Raw genomic sequence first — 13,826 nt, 5'->3', positions numbered from 1 at the left:
GAGAGGACGGACCCTCACCGTGCCCACCGCCCTACCCACCACTGTCCTGCGCACCGAATCCCTGACGATCGACGGGGCGGCCGATCCGGTCGCCACCCTGCCGATCCTGCACGGCATCCCCGCCGTCACCGCGCACGGCGCCGGGCTGGACGAGGAGCTGCGCCGGGGCCTGCGCTACGGCCGGCCCGCCACCCTGCTGCCCTACACCCGCCAGGACCGCTACGACCGCCGCCGCTCCCCGCGCCGACTGCCCGCCGTGGTCCTGGAGAACGAGCTCCTGACCGCCACCTTCCTGCCCGGGTACGGCGGCCGCCTCTGGTCCCTGACGCACCGTCCGACCGGACGCGAGCTGCTGCACCGCAACCCGGTGCTCCAGCCCGCCAACCTCGCGCTGCGGGACGCCTGGCTGGCCGGCGGCGTGGAGTGGAACCTCGGCACCACCGGCCACTGGCCGCTGACCTGCGAGCCGCTGCACGCCGCCCGGCTCACCGCCCCGGACGGCACGCCGGTGCTGCGGATGTTCGCCTTCGAGCGGCTGCGCCGGCTGGTGCTGCGGATCGACGCCTGGCTGCCCGCGGGCTCTCCCGCGCTGTACGTCCACGTGGAGATCCACAACCCCTCCGGCGAGGAGGCGGCCGTCTACTGGTGGTCCAACACCGCCGTGCCGCAGACCCCGGACACCCGGGTGGTGGCCCCGGCCGACCACGCCTTCCACTTCGACTACCGCAGCGACCTGCGCCGCCTGCCCTTCCCCCGGCCCGAGGGCGCCGCCACCGACCACAGCTACCCCGGCCGGGCCGAGCACGCCGCCGACCACTTCCTCGACCTCCCGCCCGACGAGCGCCGCTGGATCGCCGCGCTGGACGCCGACGGCACGGGCCTGGTCCAGACGTCCACCGCCCGCCTGCGCGGCCGCAAGCTGTTCTGCTGGGGCACCGGAACCGGCGGCCGGCACTGGCAGGAGTGGCTCTCCGGCCCGGACCACCCCTACCTGGAGATCCAGGCGGGCCTGGCCCGCACCCAGCTGGAGCACCTGCCGATGCCGGCCGGCGGCACCTGGTCCTGGACCGAGGCCTACGGGCTGCTGGAGGCCGATCCCCGTGCCGTGCACGGCAGTTGGCAGCAGGCCCGGACAGCGGTCGGCGCGGCGCTGGACCTGCTGCTGCCGCCCGTCGAGCTGGACCGCGCGCAGGCCGCGGCCGCCGCCTTCGGCGAGCCCGAGGAGATGCTGACGGAGGGTCAGGGCTGGGCCGCGCTGGAGATCGAGGCCGGCCGCCTCCCCGCCTCCGCCCTGCTGCCCTTCGGCCGCCCCGGCCCCGAACAGCGGCCGTGGCAGCGGCTGTTGGCCACCGGCACCCTGCCGGCCAGCGACCCGCCGGCCGCCCCGGTCACCGGCCGGCGCTGGCGCGCGCTGCTGGAGGAGAGCACCGGGAACGACGCCGGGGACTGGCACGCCCTCTACCACCTGGGCCTGGTCCGCCTCGCCGACGGGGAGCCGGAGTCCGCCCGCGAGGCCTGGCGGCGCTCCCTCGCCGACCGCCGCACGCCCTGGGTGCTGCGCGCCCTGGCCCACCTCGCCGAGGACCCGCAGGACGCCGCCGACCTGCTCGCCGAGGCGCACCGGCTCCGGCCCGACCTCACGGAGTTGGGCGTCGAGACGCTGGACGCCCTGCTCCGCGCCGATCGGCCGGCCGCCGCCCTGGCCCTGATCGGGGAACTCCCCCACCCCGTCCGCGACCACGGCCGGGTCCGGCTGGCGGAGGCCACCGCCGGGTACGCGCTCGGCGACCACGAGCTGGTCCGTCGGCTGCTGGCCGAGGGCATCCGGGTGGACAACATGCGCGAGGGCGAGGTGTCGCTCGACACCCTGTGGCGCGCCGTCCACCCCGGCCTGCCGGTGCCGCCGCACTACGACTTCCGCATGTCGGACGACTGAACTTCCTTCCCCCGCAGTTCACTTCACCCTCCCCACCCCCATTGAGGAGTACCCCCATGCCTACTCCCGCCAGAAGGACCGGCGGCGCCCTGCTCGCCACCGTCCTCGCCCTCGCCGCCCCGCTGCTGGCGAGCCCGACCCCCGCCTCGGCGGACGAACTCGCCCCCAGCTACAGCGTCACCGTCGGCGCCACCGGCTCCTGGACCCACCCGACCGACACCCCCGCGGCGCCGTACATCGACAAGGACGGCTCCTTCTGGTACCAGCAGTCGGCCGCGCTCTACGGCGCCAACGACGTGCGCTACTGGGACTTCTTCACCGGCACCGACCTGGACACCGCGAGCCGGAACGCGACCGTCTCCAACTACGTGAACCCGGCGAACGCCAACGACAAGAACAACGACACCACCTGGCGCTGCAACAACAGCCCGACCGGCCTGGAGGCCACCGCGGCCGCCGGCAGCGCCAGTTACGCGCACCGCAACTACTGCGACCTGGCCGGCGTCTGGGTGGACCCGGACACCGGTGACTGGTACGGCCTGGTGCACAACGAGTTCACCCCGCAGCCCTTCGGCGACGGCCTGCACTACGACGCGATCGACTACGCGGTCTCCACCGACCAGGGCCGGACCTGGAAGATCAAGGACCACGTCATCACCTCGCCGTTCAGCACCACCCGGGGTGACACCACCGGCTTCCCCAACCAGACCTACTCCTACGGCGACGGCGACCAGCGCCTGCTGGTGGACACCGTCTCCGGCTACTTCTACGTCTTCTACGGCTCCCGGATCGTCGACAAGTCCGGTGGCTGGAAGGCGTTCTACGAGCACGTGGCCCGCGCCCCGATCTCCGGCAAGATGGCGCCGAGCTCCTGGCAGAAGTGGTACGACGGCTCCTGGTCGCAGCCCGGCAAGGGCGGCAAGGAGAGCAACATGGTGCCCGTCGGTGCCTCCAGCACCACCGGGTACACCCCGGTCGCTGGCGAGTACGACCCGGCGAACACCGGCACCGCCACCCAGCAGATCGCGGCCGGCAAGATGCCCGCCACCTCGCCGCTGTTCGTCATGGACGTCACCTGGAACGCCTACCTGGGCCTCTACCTCGGCCAGCCGCAGGCGGTCGACCAGAGCGGCAACGCACCGCAGGAGATCTACGCCACCGCCGACCTGGCCACCCAGAAGTGGTTCAAGCTCGGTGACACCGGCAGCTACCACACCGCCTCCTGGTACCGCTGGTTCCTGGACAGCGCCAACCGCACCAGCTCGGCGATCGTCGGCAAGAACTTCCGCACCTACTGCTCCTTCGGGTGCTCGGGCGGGAAGTCCGGCGAGTACGTCAACCTCTCCGTCGGCTCCTCGGCCCCGGCCGCCGCGCCGGTGGACCTGAGCAAGTCCTACAAGATCGCCAACGGCAACGGCCGGGTCCTGGCCCAGGTCTCCGGCGGCTCCACCACCACCTCGGTGGCCGCCGGCACCGGCGCCGCACTGGAGGCCTGGACCTTCCAGGCGGTCGGCGACGGCTCCTACCGGATCGCCAACTCGGCCAGCGGGCAGCTGCTCGGCGTGGACGCCACCGCCAACTCCGGCCGCGCCTGGGGCAACGCCCCGACCGTGACCGGCCCCGCGGGCGGCAACGCCGCCGTCGGCCAGCAGTGGTGGGTGCTCGCCAACACCTCCGCCCCCGGCACCTTCCGGATCGTCAACCGCTACAGCGGCCTGGCCGTCGGCCTCTCCGCCACCACCGGCCGCCTCGCCGAGACCACCCCCGGCCGCACCTGGACCGACGCCGGCGGCAGCGCCGTGGGCAACGGCCGCACCGCCGCCGAGCAGACCCTCACCCTCACGGCAGCCGGCACCGCGCCGGAGTCCGTGGTGCTCAACTCGCCCGGGAACCAGACCACTTCCGTCAACACCGCGGTCTCGCTCCAGCTCTCGGCCACCGACAGCCTGCAGAAGCCGCTCACCTTCTCGGCCACTGGCCTGCCCGCCGGACTCTCCATCAGCTCCGGCGGCCTGATCACCGGCACCCCGACCAGCACCGCGGTCTCGAACGTCACCGTCACCGCCTCCTCCGGCACCGCGAGCTCGCAGACCACCTTCAGCTGGACGGTCAACCCGGCCCTGGCCGGCGTCCACACCCTCTCCATCAGCGGAAAGGCGCTGGACGACCCCAACCACTCCACCACCGCCGGCACCCAGATGATCACCTGGACGCTCGGCACCGGCCTCAACCAGAAGTGGACCTTCACCGCCCAGGCGGACGGCTCCTACACCCTCACCAACGGCGAGTCGGGCATGTGCCTGGACGTCAGCGACTCCTCGACCACGGCCGGCGGCAAGATCATCCAGTGGACCTGCACCGCCGGCTCGGCCAACCAGCGCTGGAACGTCAACCGCCTGGCCAACGGCGCCTACACGGTCAGCTCGGTCCACAGCAACATGCTGCTGAGCACCGCCTCCCTCAGCAACGGCTCGCTGGTCACCCAGCAGCCCAACACCGGCTCCGCGCTCCAGCAGTGGACCATCGCCTGACCCGCGTCTGACCCATCCCTGACCCACCCTCAGGACGCCCCGGCCACCCGGCCGGGGCGTCCTGCCGCCCGCCGGGAGCCGGTGAGCGAGGCGAGCAGGGCCCGGGCCTCCTCCGCCTCGGGGACGTCCAGCGCGGTGTGGATCTCGACGGCCCGTTCGGCGTGCTCCCGAGCCGCCCCGGCATCGCCCAGCCGCTGGTGGGCGCGGGCCAGGCCGAAGTGCACGCGGCCGAGGTTGTAGCGCTCGCCGGTGTGCGGGAGGTACTCGGCCGCGGCCCGGTAGTGCCGCAGCGCGCTCTCCGGAGCGCCCAGGGCCAGCAGCGCGTCGCCCAGCAAGGTGTGCGACTCGGCCTGGCCGAAGGTGTCGCCGAGGGACTCGTGCAGCTCCAGGGCCTCCTGGTACAGCACGGCGGCCTCCGCGTGCCGGCCCAAGCTCTGCTGGTGCTCGCCGAGCTGGTCGAGCACGATCGCCCGGCCTAGCGAGCTGCCGCCGCTGCTGTGGAACTCCAGTGCCTCGTGGTGGAGTTCGAGCGCCTCCTCGAACAGCCCGAGCCTGGTCAGGGTCGGCCCGAGGTTGGTCAGCACCACCGACTCGACGGCGGGCTCCGGAAGCTCCCGGCTCAGCCGCAGCGCCAGCCGCTGGTGGCCGAGCGCCTCCTCCAGCCGGCCCATCCGCATCAGGGTGAACCCCAGGTTGGCCAGCACGTGCGCCTCGCCGCCACGGTCACCGGTGCGGCGCCGGAGCTCCAGCGCCGAGCCGAGCAGCTCGACCGCCCGCCGGAAGTCGCCCAGCTGGTAGTGGACCAGCCCGAGGTGCCGCAGCGCGGCCGCCTCCCCGGCCGGGTCGCCCAACTGCCGGGTGGCCCACAGGGCTTGGACTCCCATCGCCAGCGCCTCGGTGGCGGGCATGTTCCGTTTGAGGTGGCGCCAGAGGATGGCTGGGAGGTCCGCCGTGTACGCGGGCAGGCCGGCCTCGGCCGCGTACCGGACGACCGCCAGCAGGTTGGCCTGCTCCTCGGCCAGCCAGCGGGCCGCCTCGGTGCGGTCCGCCAGCGGCAGCACCGGGCCGCCGGCCGCGGTGGGCCGTGGCCGGTGGTGCCGCTCCAGCGGGGCCAGCTGGTCCATCGCCGCCGCGGCGGTGTACCGGTAGTGATCGAACAGCCGTACCAGCGCCGCCCGTTGGGCGGCCTCCGGCTCCTCCCGGGCGAGCAGCTCGACCGCGAAGGCCCGGAGCAGGTCGTGGAAGGTGTAGCGGAAGGCCGTGTGCTCGACCAGCAGGTGGTGCTCGTGCAGCGACTCCAGCAGTTCTTCGGCCTCCTCCAGGCCGGTCCCGGCCAGCGCGGCCAGGGCGTGCGGCGCGAAGTCCTCACCGGGGTGCAGCGCGGCCAGCCGGAAGGCGCGCCGCTGCGCCGGGGCGAGGGCGTGGTAGGAGTCCGCGAAGGCCGCCGCGACACCCGGGTCGTGGCCGGCGAGTTCACTCCATAACTTCTGCGGCCGCCATAGACCGACCGGTCTGAGCCGCCGCACCAAGTCGGCCGGGGTCCAGGCGGGATGGTGGGCCAGCCGGGCGGCGGCGATCCGCACCGCGAGCGGCAGCCGGCCGCACAGGGCGACGACCTCGTCCACGGCGGCGGCGTGGCCGGCCACCCGGTCCGGGCCGACGATCCGGACGAACAGCTCGACCGCCTCGGCCGGCCCCAGCACGTCCAGCGGCAGAGCGAGGGCTCCGTCCAGCGCCGGCATCCGCCGACGGGACGTCACCAGCGTGAGGCAGCCCGGGGCACCGGGGACCAGCGGGCGGACCTGGTCGGCGTCGACGGCGTTGTCCAGCACGATCAGGTAGCGCCGCCCGGCGGTCCTGGTCCGCCAGAGCTCGGCGCGTTCCTCGGCGTGCGGGGGCAGCGCGGCCTCGCTGACCCCCACCGCCCGGAGCAGGGCCGCCAGCGCGGCGCCCGGTTCGAGCGGGCGCTGCCCGGGCGTGAACCCACGCAGGTCCACGAAGAGCTGGCCGTCCGGGTACCGCCCGGCGAGGGCGTGGCCGGCCTGGACGGCCAGCGTGGTCTTGCCGACCCCGGCCATCCCGTCGATCGCCGAGATCACCAGCGGACGGGCCCCGCCCGTCCCGGCGGCCGGCTCCAGCAGCCGCGCCAGCTCCTCGCGACGTCCGGTGAAGTCCGGTACGGCGTACGGCAGCTGACGGGGGGACGGGTGGCCGTCCACCGCCGGAGACGGCCCCTCGCCCGACTCCTCCCGCACCGCCGCCAGCAGGCGGTCGCGGTCGCCCGGGCCGAGGCCGAGCGCCGTGGCCAGCCGCGCCACCGAGGACAGCCGAGGCCGCCGCCGCCCCGACTCCAGCACGCTGATCGCGTGCGTCGAGACGCCCGACAGCTCCGCGAGGCCCTCCTGCGTCAACCCGGCCGACAGCCGGTACCCGCGCAGCAGCGCACCGAACTTCCCCACCACGCCCGCCTCCGAACGGCGCCCGTCTGGCGCGTTCCTGACAGGAAATCACGAGGAACGCCAAGGCAACGCCATGGAGCGGCCAAACGTTCGCAGACAGGATGACTGCCCGGTACGCCGGACGGGCCGACCGGGCCGCACCGGCGGAGGGGGAGACATGACCGGACAGCACAAGACGGTGGCCCACCGGGCCGCGACCACCATCACGACCACGCCGCCCGACCCGGGCACCGCGGGCTCGCCGCAGGAGTACGTCCGCCGGCTCCAGGCCCTCAGGGCCTGGTCGGGCAACCCGTCGCTGCGCGAGCTCGAACGCCGCACCCGCGTCCCCCGCAGCACCCTCGCCGACGACCTGAGCCACCGGCGCACCCGCCTCCCCCCGCTGGCACGGGTGTCGGCCCTGGTCACCGCCTGCGGCGCCTCCGCCGAGCAGCTCGCCCGGTGGCAGTCCGCCTGGCGCCGGATCCAGGTCGGCGACCAACTCCGTCCTGGCCGGCCCCCGCTGAGCCTGGTCACCGAAGCCACCCTCGCCCCGCCGGACCCGGCACTCGACGAGCTGGTCCGCGACCACGCCCGCCGCCTGCTGGCCGCCGCCCTCGAACAGGAGGCCGGACGCTACCTCGCCGAGCTAGTGCCTCCCCCGGCAAGGTTTGCCCCATGAGGAGCGTCGTTCAGGGCCCCTCCTGCCCGATGGCGGGCAAGGAGGGCGCGTGCTCTCGGCGCGCCGGAGAAAGGCCCTCGTAGCGGAGCTACTCGGGTCTTGCTCCGGCACGCCGAGAGTGCGTGCCGGGCGGCGCGACGGGGCAAACCTTGCCGGGGGAGGCACTAGCCTCCGGACACCACCCTGCCAACCCCTAGCCGAAGGTGCCGGTGGCCCAGAGCGGGTTGCGGGCGGCGTCGGTGATCACGATGTTGCCGTCGCCCTGGAGCCTCAGCCACCAGCCGCCGGAGGCGGGCCCGGCGGACCAGACCAGGGCGCCGCTGCCGTCGCGGATCGACGTACAGGTTGCTGGTCACGCCGCCGCCTGCACGGCCCCGGCGGCGGTGCAGCCGGGGCCGGCGGCCGGGTCGGCCTGCGTCAGCGCCACGAGCGCGGCGACGCCTCCGGCGACGCGCCCGTGCGGGCCGGCGGTCCGTCTGTTCGCATGCATCAGTTTCCAACCCCCACCGATGAGTTCGGAGCACCGAAGCCCGGAGCCCGGAGCCCCCGGGGGAAGATGCCCCCAGGTCACCCGCCGAAGCGGTGCCCGCACCCAGCGATGGAGGGGTGGTCCGCCCCGCCGGGCGGACCACCGGATCAGGACGTGGGCGCGGTGGCGAAGGGCGCGCTCCAGGTCTGGTTGGGCTGGTGGGTGCCGCAGGTGTAGGTGGCGACGGCCTTGGTCTTGTCGCCGACCGAGCCGCCGGCGATGTCGGCGCACAGCCCGTTGGCCTTGAGTTGTCCGGCGAGGCCGTAGCTCCAGAGCTGCTTGGCGTCGGCGCCGTCGCAGCTGCGCAGCTTCAGTCCGGTGGTCTCGCCGGAGAGGCAGAGCCCGGGCGCGGCCAGGGAGTTGACCCGGCCGTCGGTCTGGCGCTGCCACTGCTGGTTGGCCCCGGAGTGGCAGTCCCAGAGGCCGACGGTGGTGCCGTTGGTGGCGCCGTTGTAGGCGTCCAGGCAGAGGGCGTAGGCCTGGAAGCCGGACTGGGCGGCCTGGATCTGGCCGGTCGGCAGAGCGGCCCCGCAACTGCCGGGCGCGATGGTGTACATGACGTTGTCGTGGGCGCCGACGGTGGCGGTGAGGGAGCCGGTGACCTGCGAACTGGTGTGGTTCCAGAGGTCCTTGACGGTGCGGGAGCAGCCGGTGTTGCCGAAGCCGACCCGGGCGAGGTCGAGGGTGAAGCCGGTGGCGGTGGCGTTCTTGTTGAGGACCACGACCGCGCGGGAGCCGTCGGCGAGCGGCTTGACGACCACCTCGGTGCCGGCCGTGGTGGCGGCGCCGTCCCGGGCGGCGAGGTAGCCGCCGGCGGTGGTGTCCTGGTCGACGGCGATGATGTCGGCGTTCTTCAGGATCTCCAACTGCGGTGCGTAGGCCGCCGGGTCGGCCGCCATCCTGCGGACGTCGGTGGAGATCATCAGCGGCGAGCCCATCGCGGCCCAGAGGGCGAACTGGCTGCGCTGCTCGGCGAGGGTGAGCTGGTTGTTGTCGCCGATCAGCAGCATGTCGGCGTCGTTGTGGTTGCCGGGGCCGTTGTAGCGGGCCAGGGCGACGGTGTCCTCGAAGTTCTGCAGGACGCCGCCCTCGTAGTAGTCACCGCCGTGCTGCCAGTCCCAGGCCGAGGTGGTGCCGGTGTGCCAGACGGCGATGTCGGGGCTGACCCGCCACATCTGGCCCAGGCCGCGCACCCACTCCTGGGCGTTGTACTTCTCGGCGCTGGTCGGGCCGTACCCGGCCGGGGCGGACTCGTTGAAGAGGATCTTGCGGCTGGTGTTGGCGGTGGCGGTCTTCAGCGCGTTGGCGAAGGTGGTGAAGACCTGCTGCCGGTTGGTGATGCTGGTCCCGCAGTTGTCCAGCTTGATGGAGTCGACGCCCCAGTAGGCCAGCGAGTTGGCGTCCGCCTGCTCGTGGCCGAGCACACCGCCGGGCACGCCCTGACAGGTGTTCACCCCGGAGGTGCTGTAGAGCCCGGCCTCCATGCCCTGGGCGTGCACGTAGTTCGCGTAGTCCGTCAGCTCCCAGTCGTAGCCGGGCTGGCTGCTGCTGCCCCACTTCGCGGCGCCGTGCAGGTAGCCCGCGCTGGTGCGCTGCATCCAGCAGTCGTCCACCGTCAGGTTGGTGTAGCCGGCGGCGACCAGGCCGGTGTCCTTCATCGCCTTGGCCTGGTCCTGCATGAACTGCTGGAACGAGTAGCCCTCGCGGGTCCCGTCCAGGCGGGCCTGTGCGGCGCAGGTGAACCGGGCCCAGTTGTTGAAGCCCATCATCGGCTTGACGCCGATCGGGGCGGAGGTGTTGGCCGCCGTGCTGTCGGCGGCGGCCGGGGTCCCGGCGGACACGGCCAGAGCGGCGGTGACGACGGCTGCGGTACAGAGCCCGAGCACGCGGTGCTGCCATCCCATGTTGCTCTCCAGTGGCATATCGTGAGCAAAGTTGAGCGATACCTGCGCTAACTGCGCATGTTCGAGCAAAGACTGGAGACTGAACGCAGTGTGCGTCAAGACCCGTGCGGTAGGAATCCAGACCGTGCCCGGCGGCGTTGGCGCGCGTTGAGAGGTTCAGAGGCCGAGTTGGCGTTCCGACGCACAGCAGGGAGAGACCGTGGACGACATCGACTGGGACCACCCCAAGGACCCCCGCGAGGACAGCTGGCAGCTGGCCCACGTCCGGCAGTACGTGGACAGCGGAGGCACCGAGGGACAGTACTGGCGCGGCACCCAGACCCTGCTGCTCACCACCATCGGCCGGGTCTCCGGCTCCCCCGTGCGCACCCCGCTGATCTACGGCGAGTCCGGGGGCCGCTACCTGCTGGTCGCCTCCAAGGGCGGCGCCCCGGAGGCACCGCTCTGGTACCGCAACCTCGAGGCCGACCCGCGGGTCCGGATCCAGGTCGGCCCGGAGGTCCTGCAGGGCACCGCCCGTACCGCGACCCCCGAGGAGCGCGCCGCCTACTGGCCCCTGATGGTCGGTCACTGGCCCGCCTACGACGAGTACCAGACCAGGACCGACCGCGAGATCCCGGTCGTGGTGATCGACCCGGCCTGACAGCGGGCGCCCCGGGTTGGCGCGGGCCGCGGGGCGGATGGAAGTCTGGGGCGGTGGACCAGACGATCACTGCCGCCCTGCGGCGCGCGGCCGGGCACCGGCAGCGCTTCGACGCCCTCTTCGCGGCGTACTTCGACTCGCTGACCGACCCGGCGGGCGGCGGCGCCCTGGACGGCCTCGCGCACGGCGCCTTCCCCGCCCGCGCCGTTGAGCTGCTGCGGGACATGTCGCTGCGCGGCGGCAAACGGCTCAGGGTGGCGGTGCTGCACGAGGCCGCAGCGCTGATCACCGATCAGCCCGCGCCGGGCCTGGCCGAGGCCGCGATCGGCATCGAACTGCTCCAGACCCACGGCCTGATCCACGACGACATCATCGACGGCTCGGCGGTCCGGCGCGGCGCGCCGTCCGTGCCGCAGCGCTACCGCGACGAGCACCCGGACCGGCCCGGCACCGCGCTGGGCCTGGCCGTGCTCGCGGGCGACCTGGCCGCCTTCCTCTCCCTGCGGGTACTGGCCTCCGCCGAGCTGCCGCCCGGGCGGGCCGCCGCCATGACCGCCGAGCTGGCCGGGGTCGGGGCCACCACCGTGCTCGGCCAGTTCCTGGACCTGGAACGGGACTTCGGCCCCCTCCCCGGCCTCGACCTCCTGCACGCGGTCACCGAGTACAAGACCACCCGCTACTCCATCCTGTCCCCGCTCCGCCTCGGCCTGCTCGCCGCCGGGGCCGACCCCGCACCGTTCGACGGTGAACTACGGCGCTACGCCACCGCGTTGGGGATCGCCAACATGCTCCGCGACGACTGGCTCGACCTCTTCGGCGACCCCGCCGTACTCGGCAAGTCGGTCGGCTCCGACCTCCGCTCCGGCCGCCGCAGCTACGCGGTCCGGGCCCTGCTGACCGCCGACCTGGACACCGCCGAACGCGCCCTGCTGACCACCGCCCTCGGCGACCCCGACGCCTCCGAGGAGACCCTCGACCAGGTCCGCGCCCTGGGGCGGCGGCACGGCGTCGACCGCTCGCTCCAGGCCGACGCCGAACGCCACGCGGCGGAGGCCTCCGCCGTCGCGGGCTCCTGGTACGACCGTTGGCAGCCGACCGCCGTCGCCTTCTTCCACCACCTCCCGGCCTGGACGGTCACCCGCGACCACTGACCGCGACGCCGGGCGATACCTGGCGGCGCCTGCCCTCCGGGACGCCGGGTAGGGTCTCGCTCGATTGTGCAGAGCGTGATCGAACAGAGGAGCTGATGTGAGCAAGGCCGTGTTCCAGGGTGCCGGACCCGATGCCGCGGAGGGTGGGGTGCTCGCGGCGCGGTGGTGGAAGTGGGCACTGTCGGCGCCGTCGGACCGCAGCCCGGTGGGGGACACGACCGGAGAGTTCGCGGACTGGCGGCAGCCGGCGGACGTCTGGTTCCTGGCGGGCACGTACGGTGGCCGCGTGGTGCGGCGGTGCCAGGTGCCGGCGGGGCAGCCGCTCTTCTTCCCGGTCTTCAACACGGTGGCCCCGGCGCTGGGGTTCAGGGCCCGCCCGTGGCGCGCCGAGGTCTCCAGGGCCGTGGCCGAGCTGAACGGCATACCACTGCAGACGCACGAGTTCAGCTCGAAGCGGTTCTGGCCCGGCGTGATCCCGCACGTGGCGTGGGGTCTGTGGGGCACGCTCGACCCGCTCGCACCCGGCCAGTACGTGCTGTCGATCAAGGCGACGTCGGGTGAGTTCTGGGTGGACACGACCTACCACCTGGACGTGGTCGTGCCCTGATCGACCGTCAGCCCTCGGCGCCGGTCAGACGGCGTCGGTCACACAGGGGCGATCAGGGTGGGCTCGACCGTGTCGAGGGCTCGGCGCAGGGCTCCGACGGCGACGGCGCGTTCGCCGAGGGCCGAGGCCGTGACCTCGGCGGTGGTGAGGGTGCGGTCGCGGAGGTGGCGGCGGACGGGGCCGAGCAGGGTCTCACCGGCCCGGGACAGGCCGCCGCCGATGACGACGCGGCCGGGGTCGAGGAGCAGGAGCAGGGTGGCCAGGCCCCGGGCGAAGCGGTCGGCGGCCCGGTCCACCACCGCGGTGGCGGCAGGGTCGCCCGAGGCGGCCGCGGTGAAGAGCGGGCCGATCTCGCCGTCCGGCCCGAGCGCGACGCCCGCCTCCTCGGCGAGCCGCCGGATCGCGGCGGCGCCCGCGAGACGCTCGAAGGGGCCGAGCGTGCTGAACAGCGGGGCGGCTGACGTCTCGTCACCGGCGGCCCCGGACCGCGCCCCTCCGGACGGCGCCCCGGTCGGCACGTCTCCGGACCGCGGGTCCCCGGTCGGCACGTCGATGAAGCCCAGCTCCCCCGCCGCGCCGCCGGCGCCCCGGAAGGGCCTGCCGTCGAGCAGCATGCCGGCGCCGATCCGCTCGCCCCACTGCACGAAGACCAGGCTGTCCACGTCCCCGGCGCCGCCGCGCCAGCGTTCGCCGAGCACGGCGAGGTCCACGTCGTTGTCGATCAGGACCGGGCAGTGCAGCCACTCCCGCAACTGCGGGACGACGGGCAGGCCGGCCCAGCCGGGGATGCTCGGGGCGAGCAGGATCTCCCCGCGCTCGCGGTCCACGATGCCGGGCGTGCCGACGCTGACCGCCCGCAGGTCGGCCGGGGCCAGCCCCGCCTCCGCGACGGCGGCGGTCAGCGCGGTGCGGACGGTCTCGAACAGCCCCGGGCCGTCGATGTCCTGACCCACCGTCACCCGCCGCTCGGCCCGGGCCTCGCCCGCCAGGTCGGCGATCACCACCAGCACCTTGTGCGGGCCAATGTCGATGCCCGCGACGTGACCGGCCTCGGCCCGGAAGCGGACGCGCTGCGCGGGGCGGCCGGGTGCCGCGGTGTCGGGAGCCGCCGTGACGGACTCGACCAGTCCGTCCTCCGCCAGCGCGGTCAGGGCCCGGGTGACGGCGGGGCGGGAGAGGCCGGTGGCGGTGGCGAGGCCGGTGACGCTGGCCGTCGCGGTCTCGGCCGCGCGCAGGGCGGCGAGGACGGCGGTGGCGTTCATCGCGCGCAGGACGTGCGGCCCGGTGGCCGCTCCCTGGGTGGGCACCCGATTCCCTCCTGACTCCTCGTCGGCCGCCGTGCTGCGGACCGGTCTCGCACTGTACTGGGGCTCCGGACCGGCCCTGCGGGCAGGTTTCCCCGCCC

10 protein-coding genes are annotated in these 13,826 nt (G+C 74.0%); 6 read left to right on the top strand and 4 right to left on the bottom strand.

Annotated elements, in window-relative coordinates:
* The first annotated feature begins 19 nt into the window (after window positions 1-19).
* Together ACZ6ZR_RS17835 and ACZ6ZR_RS17830 are read left to right on the top strand one after the other, a co-directional pair.
* On the top strand, window positions 20-1,936 hold the full coding sequence (locus ACZ6ZR_RS17835; RefSeq protein ID WP_465643298.1) for a DUF5107 domain-containing protein: 1,917 nt from the start codon (window positions 20-22) through the stop codon (window positions 1,934-1,936).
* Window positions 1,937-1,992: 56 nt separating this feature from the next.
* The gene (locus tag ACZ6ZR_RS17830; protein WP_465643296.1) at window positions 1,993-4,467 is read left to right on the top strand and encodes an RICIN domain-containing protein; all 2,475 of its coding nucleotides are present in this window, start codon (window positions 1,993-1,995) and stop codon (window positions 4,465-4,467) included.
* A gap of 29 nt (window positions 4,468-4,496) precedes the next feature.
* On the opposite strand, the gene ACZ6ZR_RS17825 is transcribed toward ACZ6ZR_RS17830, so the two are convergent.
* Window positions 4,497-6,929, bottom strand: a complete 2,433-nt coding sequence (locus ACZ6ZR_RS17825) for an ATP-binding protein (protein WP_465643294.1) — start codon at window positions 6,927-6,929, stop codon at window positions 4,497-4,499.
* 154 nt (window positions 6,930-7,083) lie between these two features.
* On the opposite strand from ACZ6ZR_RS17825, the gene ACZ6ZR_RS17820 reads away from it, so the two are divergent.
* Complete coding sequence (locus ACZ6ZR_RS17820) at window positions 7,084-7,587, top strand: hypothetical protein (protein WP_465643292.1); 504 nt, start codon at window positions 7,084-7,086, stop codon at window positions 7,585-7,587.
* A gap of 352 nt (window positions 7,588-7,939) precedes the next feature.
* Here ACZ6ZR_RS17820 and ACZ6ZR_RS17815 read toward each other — a convergent pair whose 3' ends face one another.
* On the bottom strand, window positions 7,940-8,077 hold the full coding sequence (locus tag ACZ6ZR_RS17815; protein ID WP_465643290.1) for a hypothetical protein: 138 nt from the start codon (window positions 8,075-8,077) through the stop codon (window positions 7,940-7,942).
* A 146-nt stretch (window positions 8,078-8,223) separates the two neighbouring features.
* Complete coding sequence (locus ACZ6ZR_RS17810; RefSeq protein WP_465643288.1) at window positions 8,224-10,020, bottom strand: ricin-type beta-trefoil lectin domain protein; 1,797 nt, start codon at window positions 10,018-10,020, stop codon at window positions 8,224-8,226.
* 199 nt (window positions 10,021-10,219) lie between these two features.
* Between ACZ6ZR_RS17810 and ACZ6ZR_RS17805 the strand changes: the two genes are divergently transcribed.
* The 3 genes from ACZ6ZR_RS17805 to ACZ6ZR_RS17795 all read left to right on the top strand — a co-directional run bounded on the left by ACZ6ZR_RS17805 (window position 10,220) and on the right by ACZ6ZR_RS17795 (window position 12,421).
* On the top strand, window positions 10,220-10,663 hold the full coding sequence (locus ACZ6ZR_RS17805; RefSeq protein WP_465643286.1) for a nitroreductase family deazaflavin-dependent oxidoreductase: 444 nt from the start codon (window positions 10,220-10,222) through the stop codon (window positions 10,661-10,663).
* A 53-nt stretch (window positions 10,664-10,716) separates the two neighbouring features.
* Window positions 10,717-11,814, top strand: a complete 1,098-nt coding sequence (locus ACZ6ZR_RS17800) for a polyprenyl synthetase family protein (RefSeq protein WP_465643284.1) — start codon at window positions 10,717-10,719, stop codon at window positions 11,812-11,814.
* Between the two features lie 97 nt (window positions 11,815-11,911).
* A complete protein-coding gene (locus tag ACZ6ZR_RS17795) occupies window positions 11,912-12,421 on the top strand; it encodes a hypothetical protein (protein WP_465643282.1) in 510 nt (169 codons plus the stop codon).
* 38 nt (window positions 12,422-12,459) lie between these two features.
* On the opposite strand, the gene ACZ6ZR_RS17790 is transcribed toward ACZ6ZR_RS17795, so the two are convergent.
* The gene (locus tag ACZ6ZR_RS17790; RefSeq protein ID WP_465643280.1) at window positions 12,460-13,728 is read right to left on the bottom strand and encodes an ROK family protein; all 1,269 of its coding nucleotides are present in this window, start codon (window positions 13,726-13,728) and stop codon (window positions 12,460-12,462) included.
* Between the last annotated feature and the right edge of the window lie 98 nt (window positions 13,729-13,826).

This window comes from Kitasatospora sp. NPDC088742 (genome assembly GCF_055584905.1).
The sequence above is the reverse complement of the archived record's forward strand: the minus strand, read 5'-3'. Positions and strand labels throughout refer to the sequence as shown.